Source organism: Nonomuraea marmarensis (assembly GCF_043197025.1).
Taxonomy (GTDB): domain Bacteria; phylum Actinomycetota; class Actinomycetes; order Streptosporangiales; family Streptosporangiaceae; genus Nonomuraea; species Nonomuraea marmarensis.
Map to the genome: position 1 here is coordinate 1 of NZ_JBICRM010000006.1, position 18,013 is coordinate 18,013.

At 65.4% G+C, this 18,013-nt stretch carries 17 protein-coding genes and 1 tRNA gene; 9 read left to right on the forward strand and 9 right to left on the reverse strand.

Annotation, left to right across the window (positions count from 1 at the left end; genetic code table 11):
- Positions 1-42 precede the first annotated feature (42 nt).
- The 4 genes from ACFLIM_RS11180 (at position 43) to ACFLIM_RS11195 (ending at position 6,382) form a co-directional block, all read left to right on the forward strand.
- Positions 43-393, forward strand: a complete 351-nt coding sequence (locus tag ACFLIM_RS11180; protein ID WP_393164819.1) for a GIY-YIG nuclease family protein — start codon at positions 43-45, stop codon at positions 391-393.
- Between the two features lie 117 nt (positions 394-510).
- Complete coding sequence (locus ACFLIM_RS11185; RefSeq protein ID WP_393164435.1) at positions 511-930, forward strand: hypothetical protein; 420 nt, start codon at positions 511-513, stop codon at positions 928-930.
- Positions 931-1,257: 327 nt separating this feature from the next.
- Positions 1,258-3,150, forward strand: coding sequence for a DNA/RNA helicase domain-containing protein (locus ACFLIM_RS11190; RefSeq protein ID WP_393164436.1), 1,893 nt, complete (start codon positions 1,258-1,260; stop codon positions 3,148-3,150).
- Between the two features lie 661 nt (positions 3,151-3,811).
- Positions 3,812-6,382 carry an NACHT domain-containing protein gene (locus ACFLIM_RS11195; RefSeq protein ID WP_393164437.1) on the forward strand — a complete coding sequence of 857 codons (2,571 nt, stop codon included), beginning with the start codon at positions 3,812-3,814 and terminating at the stop codon, positions 6,380-6,382.
- 518 nt (positions 6,383-6,900) lie between these two features.
- Here ACFLIM_RS11195 and ACFLIM_RS11200 read toward each other — a convergent pair.
- Positions 6,901-7,134 carry a hypothetical protein gene (locus ACFLIM_RS11200; protein ID WP_393164438.1) on the reverse strand — a complete coding sequence of 78 codons (234 nt, stop codon included), beginning with the start codon at positions 7,132-7,134 and terminating at the stop codon, positions 6,901-6,903.
- Positions 7,135-7,415: 281 nt separating this feature from the next.
- Positions 7,416-7,488: transfer RNA gene (locus ACFLIM_RS11205), tRNA-Arg, on the reverse strand.
- A 903-nt stretch (positions 7,489-8,391) separates the two neighbouring features.
- Between ACFLIM_RS11205 and ACFLIM_RS11210 the strand changes: the two genes are divergently transcribed.
- Positions 8,392-9,459 carry a D-alanyl-D-alanine carboxypeptidase family protein gene (locus tag ACFLIM_RS11210; RefSeq protein ID WP_393164439.1) on the forward strand — a complete coding sequence of 356 codons (1,068 nt, stop codon included), beginning with the start codon at positions 8,392-8,394 and terminating at the stop codon, positions 9,457-9,459.
- A 62-nt stretch (positions 9,460-9,521) separates the two neighbouring features.
- On the opposite strand, the gene ACFLIM_RS11215 is transcribed toward ACFLIM_RS11210, so the two are convergent.
- The 7 genes from ACFLIM_RS11215 to ACFLIM_RS11245 all read right to left on the reverse strand — a co-directional run bounded on the left by ACFLIM_RS11215 (position 9,522) and on the right by ACFLIM_RS11245 (position 14,918).
- The gene (locus tag ACFLIM_RS11215; protein WP_393164440.1) at positions 9,522-9,920 is read right to left on the reverse strand and encodes a hypothetical protein; all 399 of its coding nucleotides are present in this window, start codon (positions 9,918-9,920) and stop codon (positions 9,522-9,524) included.
- 170 nt (positions 9,921-10,090) lie between these two features.
- Entirely contained in the window at positions 10,091-10,489 is a 399-nt protein-coding gene (mscL, locus tag ACFLIM_RS11220; RefSeq protein ID WP_393164441.1) for a large conductance mechanosensitive channel protein MscL, read from the reverse strand.
- 23 nt (positions 10,490-10,512) lie between these two features.
- Positions 10,513-10,785, reverse strand: coding sequence for an RcpC/CpaB family pilus assembly protein (locus tag ACFLIM_RS11225; RefSeq protein ID WP_393164442.1), 273 nt, complete (start codon positions 10,783-10,785; stop codon positions 10,513-10,515).
- Positions 10,786-11,090: 305 nt separating this feature from the next.
- A complete protein-coding gene (locus ACFLIM_RS11230) occupies positions 11,091-11,897 on the reverse strand; it encodes an S-methyl-5'-thioadenosine phosphorylase (RefSeq protein ID WP_393164443.1) in 807 nt (268 codons plus the stop codon).
- A 564-nt stretch (positions 11,898-12,461) separates the two neighbouring features.
- On the reverse strand, positions 12,462-12,752 hold the full coding sequence (locus tag ACFLIM_RS11235; RefSeq protein ID WP_393164444.1) for an FmdB family zinc ribbon protein: 291 nt from the start codon (positions 12,750-12,752) through the stop codon (positions 12,462-12,464).
- A gap of 67 nt (positions 12,753-12,819) precedes the next feature.
- Positions 12,820-14,325: a potassium/proton antiporter gene (locus ACFLIM_RS11240; protein ID WP_393164445.1), complete on the reverse strand. Its 1,506-nt coding sequence runs from the start codon at positions 14,323-14,325 to the stop codon at positions 12,820-12,822.
- A 23-nt stretch (positions 14,326-14,348) separates the two neighbouring features.
- Entirely contained in the window at positions 14,349-14,918 is a 570-nt protein-coding gene (locus tag ACFLIM_RS11245) for a 5-formyltetrahydrofolate cyclo-ligase (RefSeq protein WP_393164446.1), read from the reverse strand.
- 24 nt (positions 14,919-14,942) lie between these two features.
- Between ACFLIM_RS11245 and galU the strand changes: the two genes are divergently transcribed.
- Genes galU through ACFLIM_RS11265 form a run of 4 tightly spaced genes read left to right on the forward strand, consistent with a single transcriptional unit; the run spans position 14,943 to position 17,971 of the window.
- Positions 14,943-15,845, forward strand: coding sequence for a UTP--glucose-1-phosphate uridylyltransferase GalU (gene galU / locus ACFLIM_RS11250; RefSeq protein ID WP_393164447.1), 903 nt, complete (start codon positions 14,943-14,945; stop codon positions 15,843-15,845).
- Positions 15,832-17,019: a molybdotransferase-like divisome protein Glp gene (glp, locus tag ACFLIM_RS11255; protein ID WP_393164448.1), complete on the forward strand. Its 1,188-nt coding sequence runs from the start codon at positions 15,832-15,834 to the stop codon at positions 17,017-17,019. The genes galU and glp overlap by 14 nt, the downstream gene beginning before the upstream one ends.
- Complete coding sequence (gene moaC, locus ACFLIM_RS11260) at positions 17,016-17,492, forward strand: cyclic pyranopterin monophosphate synthase MoaC (protein WP_393164449.1); 477 nt, start codon at positions 17,016-17,018, stop codon at positions 17,490-17,492. The genes glp and moaC overlap by 4 nt, the downstream gene beginning before the upstream one ends.
- On the forward strand, positions 17,489-17,971 hold the full coding sequence (locus ACFLIM_RS11265; protein WP_393164450.1) for a MogA/MoaB family molybdenum cofactor biosynthesis protein: 483 nt from the start codon (positions 17,489-17,491) through the stop codon (positions 17,969-17,971). Before moaC ends, ACFLIM_RS11265 begins: the two co-directional genes overlap by 4 nt.
- Positions 17,972-18,013 lie beyond the last annotated feature (42 nt).

The following is an 18,013-nucleotide window of genomic DNA, read 5'->3' on the forward strand; positions in this document are numbered from 1 at the left end:
TGGCCTACCACTGCCAGCAGGCGGTCAATAACGGGACACTCAGTGTCACCGTCTCCTCCGGCCGGAGCCCCTTCATCTACCCCCACCGCCACACATGGCTCGTCGGGCTGGGGCGAAGCCCCATTAGGGCTTGAGCTCCGTCGGGTGGGCAGGGGGAAGCGGCTGACCTTCGGCCAGACTGGCGAGAAGGAACTGACGGCCTGGATGGCTGAACACGCCCGTGTGTGCTGGATCCAGCACGACGAACCCTGGACTGGCGAATCCGAACTGATCGCCCTGCTGGATCTCCCCCTCAACCTGGATCAGAACCGCCACCACGCCTTCCATCCTTACCTAAGCGGCCTCCGTGCCTCGGCGCGCACCCGCGCTCGCAACCTCCCGATCAGCGCCTGACGATGCACGCGCTTTGACGCACCCGGCCAGCCCTCTTCCCCGGCTGTGCCATGCTCTCTCTTCCAGCGGCTATCCAAGGAATTGGGTAGCGCACGGTACAGATCCGCCAGGAGTGGTGTGAGCTCCTTGGGCGGTAAGTCGGCTCTCCGGATTACGGATGCCCTCGACGCCCGACACGGCGCACTCGCCCAATACGTCGGCCAGGCCGGTTCGGTGCAGCTTGCCGAGCTGGTTGTGGGCCATGCCGTTCGTGACGATGCAGACCTGCTATGCCGCGGCACTCAGCTCGGACAATGCCTCCAGCACGCCCAGATAACATCGCACGATGTGCAGCATGCGCTCGCGATAGGCGGCCCACAGCTCGTCGGCAGGTTCCGGCAGCAGGAAACGCTCGCATGCCTTGCCGAAGACGACCTCTTGATGCGCTTACCTGTTCCTGTTCAGGGAGACGAGCCAGGCCACGCCCTCCGGGCCAGCCGTCGTTGCTCGGCGAACTCTTCCGCCCAGTGCAAGAATGCGGTATCGCGGCTGATGTGAGTCCTGTCGAGGTCGAAGAGGGCAGGCGCTGCACGATGACACCCTAGGCGCGGGCATCTCACCGGCAACAGGCCATTCCCTGATCCGGTACGTACCTCGGAGAATTCCTTCCAAATCATCTCTGTATCGAGTGATCAAGGTCTTCTGGCCGCATGCAGGTATCGCCTGGTGCTCCGTTGGAGGCTCTCGTTGGCTGATCGGGGACCGGATCGAAGGAAGATCCCGTAATCTTCTGGACGTATCGGTGATGCGGCCCGACGGGCTTCCGCTTTGGTGGCGGACATGCCCCCATACCGCACGAGTCTTTCGTGCTGCCTGGGGGTATCCGTGGCCGTTTTCCGGCATTCGGCAGAAAGCCTGGTCCAGTTGGTGTCTGAATCGGTGCCCGAGCGCATCCTCAGCGATGTGATCGCTGATCACCTGCGCGCCACCCAAGGCATCAATCCAGGCAAGGGGGAACGCAGGTCCTGGGACCGGAGCATCCCGATTCTGGCCCGAGATCTGGTCGAAGCGGGACTTGGTGGCGTCGAGATGCTCATCGAGTACCAGCTCCCGTTAACCAGCAAGCGGGCCGACGTCATTCTCGCCGGGCACGACCGGCGCACGGGAGCCGACTCCTACCTGATCGTCGAGCTCAAGCAGTGGAGCCAGGCCGAGCTGTACGAGGACGACGCTGATCTCGTCTTGGTGCCCGGCATGGATCATCGGCCCAAGCTTCACCCGGTTGTGCAGGTGCGGGGCTACTGCGACTATCTGGCCGACTTCGTCGGAGCCCTGGACCAGCACCGGAATGCGGTGCGTGGGGTGGCTTACCTGCACAACGCCAGCGACCCGGACATCCACGATCTCTATGACCATGTCGAGGACGAGCGCACCCGGCTCTTCAGCAAGACGCGCCGGGGCCAGTTCGTCGACTATCTCAAGGCGCAGTTCGCGCCCAAGCCTGGGGCCACGGCGGCTGATCGCCTGCTGTCCAGTTCCATCCGGCCGTCCAAGCAACTCCTCAAGGCCGCCGCCGAGGAGATCAAGAACCGCGATCAGTTCGTCCTGCTGGCCGAGCAGCGCTTGGCCTACGAGATGGTGCTGCATGCAGTCGAGAAGGCTCGAGCGGGCAATTCGAAGCAGGTGGTGATCATCACCGGAGGGCCTGGCTCGGGCAAGAGCGTCATCGCGTTGTCCCTGCTGGGTGAGCTCTCTGGCCGCGGTTACTCGGCTCTGCATGCCACTGGTTCACGCTCCTTCACTGAGACGATGAGGCGCGTTGTCGCCAAGGGGTCGACCCGGATGAAGGCGATGTTCAAGTACTTCAACAACTTCATGACCGCCAAGCCCAATGATCTGGATGCTCTCATCTGCGACGAGGCCCACCGCATTCGCGAGACCTCGGCCAACAGGTTCACTAGTTCGGCCCAGCGAACGGGCCGGCCACAGTTGGACGAGCTGATCAACGCAGCGAGGATGCCGGTCTTCCTGCTGGATGAGCATCAGGTGGTACGGCCGGGCGAGATGGGACGGGTCGCCGACATCACCACCTACGCCCATTCTCTTGGTCTAGCCGTGCACCAGGTCGATCTGGACGCGCAGTTCCGCTGTGGTGGGAGCCGCAAGTACGAGGATTGGGTGCTGCGCCTGCTGGGCCTCGACGGCGGCGCTCCGGAGACGTGGACGGGTGACGACCACTTCGCGGTTTCCCTCACCGAGTCGCCCTACGAGTTGGAGGCTCTGCTGCGGAGCCAGCTGGAAGCGGGGTACTCAGCGCGGATGACGGCCGGTTTCTGTTGGCCCTGGAGTGCCCCGAACGGAGATGACAGCCTGGTCGCAGATGTGCGTGTCGGTGACTGGGCGCGGCCGTGGAACGTCAAGGGTGACAGGGCCATGGGGAACGCTCCCGCCAGTGCCTTGTGGGCCTCGGCGCCCGGTGGGTTCGAGCAGGTGGGGTGCGTCTACACCGCGCAGGGCTTCGAGTACGACTGGAACGGCGTGATCTTCGGTCCGGACCTCGTCTATCGCGACGGCAAGCTGGTCACCGTGCGCAGCGCCAGCAAGGACCCGGCGCTGATGCGGAAGGGGGTCAGCGACGAACAGGCGGACCGGCTGATCCGCAACACCTACAAGGTGCTGCTGACCCGCGGCATGATGGGCACCGCCGTGTACTCAGTCGATCCGGCGACGCAGGAGTTCCTCGCGGGACTGCTGGAGCCGTGTGCAGCCGTTCGTTGATGCGAGAGAGTGCGCGTCTGCCAGATCCTGTACCGTCGGGTGCCTCCCGCCAGGTGATGCCCGTGCGCCTCTTCCACCAGACGCCGTTCAGCACCCCCTGTAGGTCACCCTTTGGCGGATCGCTCGGAGCGTGGATCGCCTGCCTGCCCAAAAGGAGGTAGCCGGCCTGCGCAACCTGCCCTGCACGGCCTGGCCCAGAACCAAATCTGGCTGGAGCTGGTCGCGCTGGCCTGCGACCTGATCGCCTGTATGCAGATGCTCACCCTGCCCGGCACCCCGGCCCACCGCTACAAACGCAAACCCCCAACGTCTCAGGCTGCGGCTCTTTGCGGTGGCCGGATGCCTGGTCCGCGGCAGCCGACGGCTACATCTGCGCATCGCCGCCGGCTGGCCCTGGACATCCACGATCATCACCGCTCTGACCCGGCTGCAAGCCCTGCCCACCCCGACCTGACCACCCGCAAAGCCGCCCCCACGAGCAGAAAGGACAATCCGCGGCCCCGTGGAACCCTGCCCGCTCCCAGCCGAACGCCTCAGTCGACCACGGCGAGATCATGAAAGATCTAGGCTTGACTTCCGGCGATCACTCGTGCCTGTGGGACGCCCGAGTGATTGCCAGGAAACGCGGACACATCCACGCCGATGGCTTCATAATCCCGACATGAACCGTGAGTACCGGTACGGCGACGCAGTGCGTCTACTGGGTGGCACGGATCCGGCGATCAAGAAGCTGGACACGCTACTCGGTTTGGGCACGCTCGGCCTCTGGGACCTCGTCGACGCCAAGAACGAGCTCATCAAGCTGGGCAACGACCTACTGGGGCGATGGCGCGAATGGCGCTCTGGCGACGACTGGCGAAGCCGTACCGAACGGATCGAGGCTGCTTACGAAATCCTCGTGTTCACGTCGCTCTTTGAAGCCGTAGATGACCTGAGGCTGCCATTCACGGGCGACGACCTGAAGCTCGCCAAACAAGCGGCGGGCAAGCTCGATTCTAAGAGGCGCACCATGCTCCAGGCCAACGTGCGCAACGTTCTGGACGGCCTCGAGGTTCCTCCGGGTCCTTCGCCACAACGCCCATATGAGGACGTCAAGGTCGATATCGTCAAATTTTACGAAAGACTCGCGAATAATATCCTTAGGGTCCTGCAGGGCGTCGCTGGATGGGATGAGCTGACCGCCCATGGGATGGAGCGGGTCACCATCGAAATCGGTATGGCGCTCCCAGGGCTCGCGCTGGCTCGGTACGAGGATGGCTACCGGCGACTCGCGGGCGATGTGCCCGAATTCGCGTTGTGGGCCCAAATGATGGAGCATCAAGCCACCCGGGCCAGCCTTGCGGGGTTGGAGCGGGTCCTGGCCGGAATGACCGCTGGTAAGGTCCTCCCCGACGAGCTCAAGGCACTAAGAAATGCACAGCAGAACGCACTCGCGTGTTCAGTAGCGGAAACCGGCGATGTGCCCGGCATGCGGTTGCCGACCCTGGAGGAGGCGTACCTCCCGCAGCGGTTTCGTGCGGGTGAGATCATGTCGGGCCGTGACAACCCGAGCATGGAGTCCTGGTGGAAGGACAAGCTGGTACGCGAAGACCTGCCGAGCTTCATTACGGCCTGCTTGACGCGTTCGGCGGCCGGTCGCATGCCGTTGATTGTGCTGGGGCTGCCAGGGGCGGGCAAGTCGGTTCTGACCAGGATCCTTGGTGCCCGCCTGCCAACGGCGTTCTTCCCCATCCGGGTGCCGTTGCGCGAGGTGTCGGCGAACGCTGACATCCAGGAGCAGATCGAAGAGGCGATCTATCACGCGACTGGGGAGAAGCTGCGGTGGCCCGCTCTTGCCAGATCGGCCGGCAATGCATTGCCGGTGCTGATCCTAGACGGCTTCGACGAACTGCTGCAAGCCACAGGTGTCAGGCAGTCCGACTACTTGGGAAAGGTTGAACGCTTTCAAGAAAGGGAGGCGGCGGCGGGGCGTACTGTCGCAGTGATTGTCACGTCGCGAACTGCTGTCTTCCACTGTGCGAAGCCTTCGATCAGCACCATTGTCACGCGGCTCGAGCCATTCGACGAGGACCAGATCGGCCGTTGGCTGAGAGTGTGGAACAAGACCAACGCCTCGTATTTCAATAAGCTTGGTGTGAAGCCCTTCGCGCTCGACCTCGCGTTGGCCCACCGAGATCTCGCCGAACAGCCGCTGCTCCTGCTCATGCTCGCGCTGTACGACGCCGACGACAACGCCCTTGGGAAGGCTGCTCCCGGCTTGGGCCAGGCCGAGTTGTACGAGCAATTGATGATCAGCTTCGTCAAGCGAGAGCTGAAGAAGGGCCGGTGCCCGGACGACGAACTGAATGACCGAGCGGAAATGGAGCTGCAGCGGCTGGGTTTCGTGGCCTTCTCCATGCTCAACCGGCGCACCCAGTGGGCCACGTCGATGCAGGTAAGCGACGATCTCGGCGCTCTTCGCCAAGATCTGCGAGAGCCCAGCTTCTCCACGCCAGCCAGCCCCGGCGAGCAGACCTTCGGTCGGTTCTTCTTCATTTACGAGGCAAAGGCTGCCCGGGACGCGGATGTGGTGCAAGCCTACGAATTCCTCCATGCGACGTTTGGCGAGTTCCTCATCGCACGGCTCGTCAAGTCGCTGTTGACCGAGATGGTCTCCATGCCCCGCCGCATCCTCACGGAGAGTCTTGATGATTCTTTGCTGCGCTCGCTGCTGTCGTGGGCAACCCTATCGTCGCGCACACCTGTGGTCGCGTTCCTGGGAGAACTGGCCAAAACGGGACAGGAGGCTGATCGCTGGCACGCCCTGGTACGGCGACTATTCAAGCGGCTTAATGCGCAGCCCGATGTCGATCTTCCCAGCTACCGGCCCAGGATCGCCAGTCCTGCGGAGCGGTACGCGTACTATTCAGCGAATCTATTGGCGCTGGCAGTCACCACCGCGGAACAGGTGCTGGCCTCCGAATTACTCCCGGGTCTTGAAGATGTGCCCACCGAGTGGAAACGGTACTTCTACTTGTGGCAATCGCAGTTCACAGACGAGGAATGGGCTGCTCAGCTACGAGTGGTCACCAGTACGCCGAAGGTGACATCAGACGATCTCGTCTTGAGGGTGAACCAAGCGATCAACGGCGGGGAGACGGTGGGTGACTTGCCGACTGGAGGGATAAGCCCACTGACAATGTTCACGCGGACCTACATCGACCTCACGTCGCCAGGCGACGAATCCGTCTAGTGGGGTGACCACGAACGTTCGCCGGGCTTGATCACGCGGCCTTGTGGCGGGTGCGGCCCCAGCGCTGCTGGCGTTCGCTGCGAATGCGAGCGCGTTCGCGGCGTTGGGCGGCCAGCACGTCGGGGTGATGGGCGTTGGCGTTGCGCCAGCGCAGGTAGGCCTGTAGCTCACGGGCCAGGACGGGCGTTCCCAGAAGCCGCCTGCCGTGGGCAGGATCACTCCGGGGGCGAGCAGGGAGTCGTCGGCGGAGATCGGTGGCTTGCCCCCGCCGAGCAGTTCCGGCTTGGCCAGTTCCATGCGTTCCAGGAGGAGTAGCCGCTTGTTGATCTCGGGGCCCTGGGTTCCGGCCCATGCCGCCGTCTGAGGGATGGCGTCGGCGGAGGCGGTCGACAGCCAGGCTCCGCACAGGATGTTCCACAGCTCCTCGCCGATGGAGCCCAGTGAGACTTCGGCCTGGCGTAGTGCGTCCTTCAGGCTGCGGACGCGGTGGGGGACCATGCCCTCCAATTGGCCCATGGCTAGCCCGGGTTGTCCGCCGGCGTGCGGGCTAACAGTGCCCGGAGTTCGTCCACCGCGGCGGCGCAGCCTCTGCTCAAGGCCTGGCGCTGGCCGGTCAGCTCGTCGGCGAAGCGTTGTGCAGCCGGGCCGGTCCAGATGTTCTGGGCCATGAGCCCGGCCACGCGGTCGAGGGCGGGCCTGGCTTGGCGACTTCGGGCGCGTTGACCAGGCTCGGGGTCCAAGATGTAGGCCATTGAACTGCGCGTCTTTGCCACAGCAACCGCATCGCCCGGATTGGTCTGACGCGTCAGGTGGGACGACGCGGTCCCATAGACAACGTCCCCAGGGCGAAGCCGCAAAGTACTTCAGCGCAGTGAGCTGGGGAAACGCCGTGAAGATCATCCCGTATATATCCCGTGATCAAGGTCCTACGGCTGCATACGGGTGCTTCTGGCGACCTATCCAAGGTCTGGAAGCAAAAGACCTGCGGCCGAGAAACCGCAGGTCAGAGGCCGAAATGCCTGGTGGAGAAGTGTGCCCCCGGCAGGATTCGAACCTGCGGCACCCGCTTTAGGAGAGCGGTGCTCTATCCCCTGAGCTACGGAGGCGGACTCCCGTAAGCCTAGCGAAAGTATGGCAGTGCGTGGGACGTGGGCACGGGATGAGTTTGGTGGGGTTGGTTATGGGTGCTCTGAGCTGCGGTAAAGGCATGACAAGTGATCAGATTCTTGCGCATCGCGCGTGGATAGCGTTCGCCTGTGACCAGGAGGCGATGCAAGCAAGCCCGTCGGCGGCCCGTGGTGTTGTTTGGGGCGCTGTTGGCGCCGGCGATCCTTGCTGGAGGGTTGCTGGCTGGGGAGATGCGGGGGCTTGAGGGGGGTGTGGAGGCTTCCAGGGTGATCGGTGGTCGTGGGGGGGTGGCGTTTGAGCCGGTGTTGGTGCCTGCGCCTGCTCATCCGGATCGGCGGTACGAAGGCAGTGTGCCTGCGCCCGTGCGTGTCGTGCCCGATCCGCGGGGTTCGTCCGCTGTTGCAGCTGCTCCTGATCCTCTGGCTGAGGAGCCGTTTACGCCTGCGCCTGGGCGGACTCGGGCCGGATGTCCTGGGGAGTGGGAGGACACCTGGTTGTGGGAGTTGTGCCGGGAACGGGAGGAGGAGGCGGGGCAAGGTGTCAGTGACAGTTGGTTGCCTGGGATTTGAGGGTGGTGGCTGAGCGCTTTGGTGGTTGAGGTGTTGTGGGGGCTGTGAGTGGTGTGGCGCTGGCGGGTGCGACCCGGGATTGCTCTGCGGACCGGGTCGGCGGCAGCGGGTACGCCTGGGGCTCCTGGGGTGGGGATGTGGGGTTCCAGGTGGGCGGGGCGGCATGGGTTGTGGCTGGTTGCGGGCGCTGGCCGTACAAAGTGGGCTTTTTCTCTCATAACAGCTCTCCGGAGTTCGGTCCGGGCACTCGGGGGGCTGTAGTAACGTGCGTGCCTGACCCAGGTAACGAGTTTGCAAACGGAGGAGTCGAACGTGCCAGCCCCTCGATCAGCGGGTCTGATCGCGGTCGTCATGGCGATGGCTTCTCTCTTCGTGCCGTCTACGGAGGCCCGGGCGCAGGTGCAGGAGCTGCGGGATCCGTCCAATCTGACTGAGTTGCGCAAGGAGGCCGAGCGGTCGGCCAAGGAGCTCGAGGACGCCACCAAGGCTCTCGAGAAGCGGCGGGCCACCATCGCCGCCTCCGAGAAGGAGCTCAAGACCAAGCTCACGGCGCTGCAGGAGCTGGAGCAGCGGCTCGCGGTGATGCGGCAGCCTGTGTCGCAGATGGCTGAGTTGCTGTACGAGCAGCCGATCGTGGCTGATGGGGTCGTTCCGTTTCTGTCGGGGGAGGCCGATGAGGGCACCTTGCGGGCGCTTACCGATGCGACTCAGATCGTGACCGTGCGGCAGCAGGCTGTTGAGCAGACGAGTGCGCTCTACAAAGAGACTGAGCGGCTGGCCGGTGAGGCGCAGGAGCTTCGGGCCGGAAACCTGCTGGCTGAGGCGCAGCTCGCGGCTGAGGTCGATACGCTTCGGCAGCGTTCGGACAAGATCGTGAAGTCTCTGACCGCCGCGCTGGTGAAGCTGGGGATCAAGGTTGACAAGGTGGGGCGGGCGGCGCTGGGGTGCAATCCGCTGCAGGCGGCGACGGCCGGCGACTATCCCAACGGGCTGATTCCCAAGGGCATGCTCTGTCCGTTGCAGCAGAAGGGGTTCAGTCTGAGGGCCGACGCGACCATCGCGTTCGTGAGTCTGAACGAGGCTTTTCGGCGGCGGTTCGGGAAGCCTATGTGTGTTACCGATGCTTATCGGAGTCTCGCTGAGCAGCAGTCCATCTACTATCGGCGGCCGGGGTTCGCGGCGGTGCCTGGGCGGAGCAACCACGGGCTTGGGCTCGCTGTGGACCTGTGTGGCGGGGTGGAGAGGTCCGGGTCGACCGAGTTCGTGTGGATGGAGAGGAACTCGAAGAGGTACGGGTGGTTCCATCCATCGTGGGCCTACAGCAGCCCGTTCGAGCCGTGGCATTGGGAGTACGATCCCAAGATCGATTCGCTGCTCTGAGTCTCTTGGTTTCAAAGGGTTCAGCGTGAGCCCCCGATGCAGATCAGGGGCTCATGGTGGTCTCAGGCGCCGTTCTTCGCCAGCAATCGATCGAGCCTGAGGCCGAGCTCGATCATTTCGCACCGCAGGGAGTCGAATTTCTGCACCATCTCAGAACGAGCGGACGTGAAGTGCTCGTTCGTGTGCCGTCGAAGGCCTGCGAGTTCGACGCTGAGGGCGTCGATGTCCTGGGTCATCTCGGATTGTAGGTCTGCGATCTCGGCCTTCACCTCGGCGACGGCGATCGATGTCGCGGTGATGTCGGTCTGTATGCCCTCCATGCGAGTGCAGCTTGCCGCCGGGATGTTCGGGTGCCGGCGTCGAGCCCCGACGTCGCCGGAGGCTGCGCCACCGGAACGTGCGGTCGCTTCGAGGGCTTCCAAACGGAGTTTCAAGTCGAGAATCTCCGCTTCTACGTCCACGTACCCCTACCTTTGCGGTAGCCGGAAGGGACCCCACGCCCTGATGGCCGGGTCCCACTTTCTGTGAGCACATGGTTGCAGCTGGTTCATGATCGTGACGATCGGTCGGAAGGATCAGAGTGTGGTTTATCCACCTCGGAGTCGTGAAGATCATCAATGGGATGAGACCTCTAGACCGGAAGTATCTCCGTGCTGCAGAAGGCGCAGCGGGAGGCGGCCTTCGGGATCTCTGACAGGCATTCAGGGCATTCACGGGTCTTCGTCTCGACCATGGTGGTGGCGCGGTCTCTGAGGTGTGTGTACGGCTTCACGACCAGGAAGTAGATCACCGCGGCGACCATCAGGAACGAGATGACCGCGTTGATGAAGTTGCCGTACATGAAGTTGGACTGGCCGATCGTGACCTTGAGTGAGGAGAAGTCGGGTAGGCCGCCGAACGCCGAGATCAGCGGGGTGAGGAGGTCGGCCACGAACGACTGCACGATCGAGTTGAAGGCCGCTCCGATGACGACCGCGACGGCCAGGTCGATGACGTTTCCCTGCGTGAGGAACTTCTTGAATCCGTTCATGGCAAGGAATCGTAGCTGAACGATTACCTTAAGTTAGGTTTAATGGTGATCGAAAGGCGGCCGCTGGTCTGGGCTGCGGCTAGGTTGGCGGCTTGGGCTGGGGTCGTCGCCAGTACTACTAATGTGCCGTGGCTGTCGTCGGTGTCTGGTGCGGGGATGGTGATGACGGTTATGTCCTCGGCGATCGTGTGGGCTGGTTGGCCTTCCTCCCAGGCTGCCAGGACGCCGATCGTGGAGCCGGGGGAGAGGAGTTTGGCGGCTGCCGGGTCTGCAATGCGTACCGGGGTGGCGATCATGCCTGGTGGGAGGGGGAACGAACGGAGGAGGCGGACGTCTGTCAGCGGCTCGCCCTTGCGCATGGGGGTTGCCAGGACTTGGCCGGCCGTGGACGTACGGACTGCTCCTGCTGGTGGGTGGTTGAGGGCGACTGGGTGGAGGTCGTCCGGGTGGAGAGGGCCGGGGGACAGATCGCGGGCGGCTACGAGGACTGTGGGGGATGGGGGTGGGCGGGTGGCGACAAATGCGGCTATGACGGCTGTGGCGGCCAGCGCCGCCGCTATGAGGCGGCGGCGACGGCCGTAGCGCTGCAACCAGGGCCGGATCATGGCAGCTCGAAGGGGAGCTTGATGCCGTCGAGGGCGGAGCCGCAGGGGCAGGTGCGCTCGTCGGGCAGGGCCTCGACGGTCTCGGCGACCAGGGTGCGCATGCGGGTGACGTTTTGGGCGAAGAACTCGAGGACCTCGTCATGGGTGACGCCCTGACCCGCCTCCACTCCGGCGTCGTGGTCGGTCACCAGGGAGAGTGACGTGTAGCAGAGGGCCAGCTCGCGGGCCAGGATCGCCTCCGGGAAGCCGGTCATGCCCACGATCGACCAGCCGTTGGCCGCGTACCACTGTGACTCCGCCCGGGTGGAGAAACGCGGGCCCTCGATCACCACCAGAGTGCCGCCGTCGACCGTTTCCCACCCGCCGGATCTCGCGGTCCGTACGGCCGTCGCTCGGCCCGACGGGCAGTACGGGTCGGCGAACGAGACGTGGACTGCGCCGTCTATGTCGTAATAAGTCTGTACGCGGCCTGAGGTGCGGTCTACGAGTTGGTCGGGGATGACCAAGGCGCCGGGACCGTACTCCGCTCGTAGCGAACCTACGGCGCTGGGCGCGAGCACTTGACGGACGCCGAGCGAGCGCAGTGCCCAGAGGTTGGCGCGATAGGGGATGCGGTGCGGCGGGAAACGATGATCTCGCCCGTGTCTGGGGATGAACGCCACGGAACGCGAGCCGATGCGTCCGACTGTGACAACATCGCTCGGGGGCCCGTAGGGCGTGGCGAGCTCGATCTCCTCCGCGTCGTCGAGCAGTGAGTAGAAGCCCGAGCCGCCGATGACGCCGATGTCTGCGCGAGTGACCATGGCGGAGAGAGTAGCCGGATTGTCGGTGAGCGAGTGCGGGCCGAATCTCGTTCTGTGGATAACTCTGTTGCGGTGGGTGGGCACACCAGTACGAAGAGTAGGATCGTTGCGGGTGGCAACAGGGGATCAACTCATCGTTATCGCGCTCGTGCTCGGGATGCCGCTGGCTGCGCGACGATCAGACGATCATGTCCACGGTCCCGTTCAGGGGGTTGATGGTGCTGTCCCAGGCGGGCGGATTTGGTGCGGGCGATCCTTGGTGAGGTCGTCTCGGTGCGGGAAAGGGGGGAGACGCCAGGGGGCACTTGTGCGCAAGCCGCATGGTCCTGCTTGAGCTGTGTGCTTGTGCTCACACAACTGAGCGGTCATGGCTGGGCTCGAGTAGGGCGGCCGGACTTGCGCTGGGCCGATGTGCCTCCGCAGGGCGGCCGTGCTCACGCCGGGGCCATCGTCCCAGCTCACGCCGACGCCATCGTCCGTGCGCCAGGTAGCCGGGCCTGAGCTGCGTGGCTGGGCTCGTACTGAATGGTCAGGCCAAAGACCGTCTCGGGTCGGCCTGGGGGATCAGTTGGAGGCGGCGGCCGGTGCGGTGGCCGGGGTCGACGAGCTTGAGTCCGCGGCCTTGGTCTCCGCGGGCTTCGACGTCGAAGGGGAAGTCGTGGAAGGGGAGGTCGACGAAGTGCGGTTGTCCGTCCGGTAGAAGCCGGAGCCCTTGAACACGATGCCGACAGCGGAGAACACCTTCCGCAGGTTTCCCTGGCAGTTCGGGCAAACCGTCAGCGCATCGTCGGTGAACTTCTGAACGACCTCGAGCTGCTCACCGCAGTCGTTGCAGGCGTACTGGTATGTCGGCACGCGCTCCTCCTTCAGGTCTGGCACTCGAGCGATGCGACTGCTAATGGTAACCGATGGGGACAAACACCTATTCCAGCCCCCGCTCCCCGTACCAGCCGGCCAGCTTGCCGCTGCGGCTCACGGCGCGCAGGCGGCGCTCCACCTGGTCGCGACAGGAGGCGGTCGTGACCAGCAGGAGCTGGTCGTTCGCCCTGATCCTGGTGGTGCTGGCGGGCACGAAGGATTTGCCGTCGCGCACGATCAAGGTGACGGCGGCGCCGGCGGGCAGGCGGAGCTCGAAGATCTCCACGCCGTGCAGGCGCGAGCCGGCCGGGATCCTGACCTGGAGCAGGTCCGCCTGGAGTTCCTCCAGCGGCGCCGACTCGACCGCGAGGTCGTGCGCCTCCCCGGGCGCGCTCACCCCGAACAACCGGGCGGCGAACGGCAGCGTCGGCCCCTGGAGCAGCGTGAACACGATGACGATCACGAAAACCTGGTTGAAGATCTCCTTGGAGCCCTCGAGGCCGGACGCCCACGGAATGGTCGCGAGCACGATGGGGATCGCGCCGCGCAGCCCCGCCCACGACAGGAACGCCTGGTCGCGCCAGCTCGTCCTGCCCAGTCGCAAAGCCCGCGCCACCAGGGAACTCGCCAGCACGGAGAGCGGCCGCGCCAGCAGGACCAGGACGGTGCCGGCGATCAGGCCCGGCACGATGGCCGACGGCATCTCCTCGGGGCTGGCCAGCAGGCCAAGCATGACGAAGAGTCCGATCTGCGCCAGCCACGCCGCGCCCTCCGCGAACCCCCTGGTCGCCGCCCGGTGCGGCAGTCGTGAATTGCCCAGGATCAACGCCGTCAGGTAGACGGCCAGGAAGCCTGAGCCGTGCAGCAGCACGGCGCCGCCGTACGAGACGAAGGTGAGCGCGAGCACGGCGATGGGGTAGAGGCCGGAGGCGGGGAGGGCGACGCGGCGCAGTGCGTAGGCGCCCGCCGGGCCGATGGCGAGGCCGACCGCGGCGCCGATGATCAGCTCGACCGAGGTCTCCAGTAGGAACGTTCCCACGGTCGCCTGCGCATGCGACGCACCGCTGAGCAGCACGACGGCGATCACCGTGGGGGCGTCGTTGAACCCGGACTCCGCCTCCAGTACGCCCGCCAGCCGCGGCGGCAGCGGCAGTCTGCGCAGCACGGAGAAGACGGCCGCGGCGTCCGTGGAGGCCAGCACCGCGCCCAGGATGAGGGCCGTTGTCCGGTCGATGCCCAGAAGCGCCTGTACGACCAGCGCCAGCACGACGATGCTGACCGTCACGCCCACGGTCGCCAGCACCAGGGCCATGGGGACGGAACGCCGCACATGGGACCAGTTCGTGGTGAGGCCACCTTCGGCCAGGATCACCGCCAGCGCGGTCAGACCGATCTGCTGGGCCGCCTGAGGGTTGTCAAAAGGGATCCCGAACCCGGACTCTCCCAGAAGCAGACCGAAGCCCAGGAACAGTAGAAGACTGGGCAGACCACTGCGATGCGCGATGCGTACCGACGCGATCGCCGCGATGACAATTCCGGCACCGACAAGAAGCCAGACATCAAGTGTCATCTGGCCCCCTCTCGTACCTGCGTTCACATAAGAGTAGTGAGTCCCCCGGGCGTCATCGCAAAACGGACTCGGCGGTCGTGGGGCTCCGATGGAACACCCTCGATCAACTCGCCGTCGTGCAGCAAGGCCACGGTGGGAACGTTCGGGCCCACCCTGGCCAGGGCCCGATCGTACGAGCCGCCGCCGCGGCCGAGGCGTACCCCTGTCCGCCTGTCCACCGCCAGCGCGGGCACGATCACGAGCGCCGCGGTGCGAACGGCGTCGACGCCGCGGCGCGTGTCAACCGGCTCCATGATCCCGTAGCGGCCCGGGGCGAGCGTGTCCGGCCCGTCGTACACTGCCCAATCCAGGTCATTATCGTCACGAAGCACCGGAAGGATCACCGTGGCGCCGTGTTTCCAGAGAGCGAACACGAGCCCGTGCGTATCCGGCTCCGACCCCGTTGACCAGTAGCAAGCCACCAGACCGGCCATCTGGACCCACGGTTGTTCGAGCAGCGTTTCGCGGACCTTGATGGCGTTTGCCCGCAGCTGTTCGGGGGAGAGGGAGGTACGCGCCGCGTTAAGCTCGCGGCGCAGCTTCAGCTTGTCCACAGATCCCTCCACTAGGGTCTACTCATGGCTGACTTCGACCCTGTGACGAAAGCCGTCGTGCCCGCCGCGGGTCTGGGCACCCGGTTCCTTCCGGCGACCAAGGCGACACCGAAAGAGATGTTGCCCATCGTCGACAAGCCCGCGATCCAGTATGTCGTCGAGGAGGCCGCCTCCGCTGGGCTCCTCGACGTGCTCATGGTCACCGGCAAGAACAAACGGTCTATCGAGGATCATTTCGACCGCGCGTTCGAGCTGGAGGAAGCCCTCGAGGCCAAGGGCGACGAGCATCGGCTGTCCCAGGTTCGTGAGCCCGCCTCACTCGCGACCCTCCACTACGTACGCCAGGGCGAGCCCAAAGGGCTCGGCCACGCGGTGCTCTGCGCCAAGCACCACGTCGGTGATCATCCGTTCGCCTGCTTGCTCGGTGACGACCTGATCGACTACCGCGATCAGTTGCTCAAACGCATGATAGAGGTGCGTGACACGTTCGGGGGCAGCGTGATCGCGCTGATGGAGGTGCCGAAGGAGCAGGTCTCCCTGTACGGCGTCGCGACCATCGAGCCCACCGCCGAGGACGATGTCGTGCGGGTGACCGACCTGGTGGAGAAGCCGCCGGCCGATGAGGCGCCGTCCAACTGGGCGATCATCGGGCGTTATGTGATCGATCCGGCGGTGTTCGAGGTGCTGGAGAATACCCCGCCGGGGCGCGGAGGCGAGATCCAGCTCACCGACGCCCTCCGCACGCTCGCGGCTCGCGGCCCCGACGACGGCGGGCCCGTGCACGGGGTGCTGTTCAGGGGGCGGCGATACGACACCGGTGACAAGCTCGACTATTTGCGGACGGTGGTGAAGTTCGCGGCGGACCGGGAGGATCTGGCGCCGGATTTCGTGCCCTGGTTGCGGGAGTTCCTCAATGAAGTCGGTTGACACGCATCTGGCCGAGATCCTGGCCACTGTGCGTCCGCTGGCGCCGCTGGAGCTGGAGTTGGAGCAGGCGCTGGGGGCGACGCTGGCCGAGGAATTGTCATCGCCGGTGCCGCTGCCGCCGTTCGACAACTCGGCCATGGATGGCTATGCCGTGCGGGCTGAGGATGTTTCGGAAATTCCGGTTAGGTTGCCGGTGATCGACGATGTGGCGGCCGGATCCGTGGAGTTGCGGGCCGTGGGGCCCGGGCATGCCGTACGGATCATGACCGGGGCGCCCATGCCGGCCGGGGCCGATGCCGTGGTGCCGGTGGAGTGGACGGATGGGGGGACGGTCTCCGTACTGATCGATCGTCCGGTCGAGGTCGGCAATGCGGTTCGGCGGGCAGGGGAGGACGTACAAGCCGGTGAGGTCGTGCTCAAACCGGGCACCGTGATCGGTCCCGCGCAGCTGGGCATCATCGCCGGGGTGGGGCGGCGGCGTGTCCTGGCCCGCCCGCGCCCCCGGGTCGTCGTCATCTCGACCGGCGCCGAGCTGGTCGAGCCGGGTGCGCCGCTGGCTCATGGACAGATCTGGGATTCCAACAGCTTCACCCTGACCGCCGCCGTGCGCGAGGCTGGCGCCGAGGGGTTCCGCGCCGGGTCCGTGGGGGACGATCCGGCCGTCCTGCTCGATCAACTCGACACCCATCTCGTACGCGCTGACGCGATCATCACCAGCGGCGGTGTGTCCATGGGGGCGTACGAGCCGGTCAAGGAGGCTCTGTCGCCGCTTGGCACGGTTCGGTTCGAGAAGGTGGCGATGCAGCCGGGGATGCCGCAGGGGTTCGGCGTCCTGGGGGAGGATCGGGTGCCGATCTTCGCCCTCCCCGGCAACCCGGTGTCGTCTTTCGTGTCTTTCATGCTGTTCGTACGTCCTGCGCTCGACAAGATGCGCGGGCTGCCCAGTGAGGTGCTGGAAACGGTCACCGCGCGGGTCACCAGGCCGTTGCGGTCGCCTGCTGGGCGGCGGTCGTTCCTGCGCGGGGTGCTGGCCTCCGACGGCACCATCTCGCCGGTGCATGGGCAGGGCTCTCATCAGCTCGCAGCCCTGGCCTTGGCGAACGCGCTCATCGTGGTGCCCGAGGACGTGACCGAAATAGCCGAGGGGACAGCTGTCGAGGTGATCCGGCTATGAGCGAGTTGACCCATATCGACGAGACCGGCGCTGCTCGCATGGTGGACGTTTCCGCCAAGGACGTGTCGGCCCGCACCGCCACGGCCACCGGGCGGGTGTTGTTGTCCGCCGAGGTGGTGGAGCTGCTGCGGTCGGGCGAGGTGCCCAAGGGCGACGCGCTGGGGGTGGCGCGGATCGCGGGGATCATGGGGGCGAAGCGCACGCCCGACCTGATCCCGCTCTGTCATCCGATCGCCCTGCATGGGGTGAAGGTCACCCTGGACGTCGAGGACTGGGGCGTGGCGATCACGTGCCGGGTGAAGACGGCCGACCGTACCGGCGTGGAGATGGAGGCGCTGACGGCGGTCTCGGTGGCCGCGCTGGCACTGATCGACATGGTCAAGGCGGTGGATCCGGCCGCGGTGATCACGGATGTGCGGGTGGAGGAGAAGCTGGGCGGCAAGACCGGCCGCTGGACCAGGGATCCGGAATGATCCGCGCGCTGGTGATCACCGTGTCGAACCGGGCATCGGCCGGGGTTTATGAGGATAAATCCGGCCCTCTCCTGGTCGATCTGCTGCGTCGTGAGGCTGGGTGCGAGGACGTGGAGGGTCCCGTGGTGGTGCCCGACGGCGAGGCTGTCGAGAGGGCGCTTCGCGATGGGGTGGCGGGCGGCTATGACGTCATCGTGACCACCGGGGGGACCGGGCTGACGCCCATGGATCTGACGCCGGAGATGACGGCTCGGGTGATTTCTCGGGAGATTCCCGGTATCGCCGAGGCCGTTCGGCTGGCGAATCGGGAAAAGGTGCCCGCTTCCGTGTTGTCCAGAGGGCTGGCGGGACAGGCGGGTGACACCTTGATCGTGAATTTGCCTGGATCCTCCGGTGGCGTACGCGACGGCGTCGCCGTACTCGCGCCGATTTTGCGGCACGCGGTCGATCAGATCCGGGGCGGTGATCACCCGCGTTGACCGCGATTAGAGGTGCCGATCGGCCACCCGTGGCGACATCAT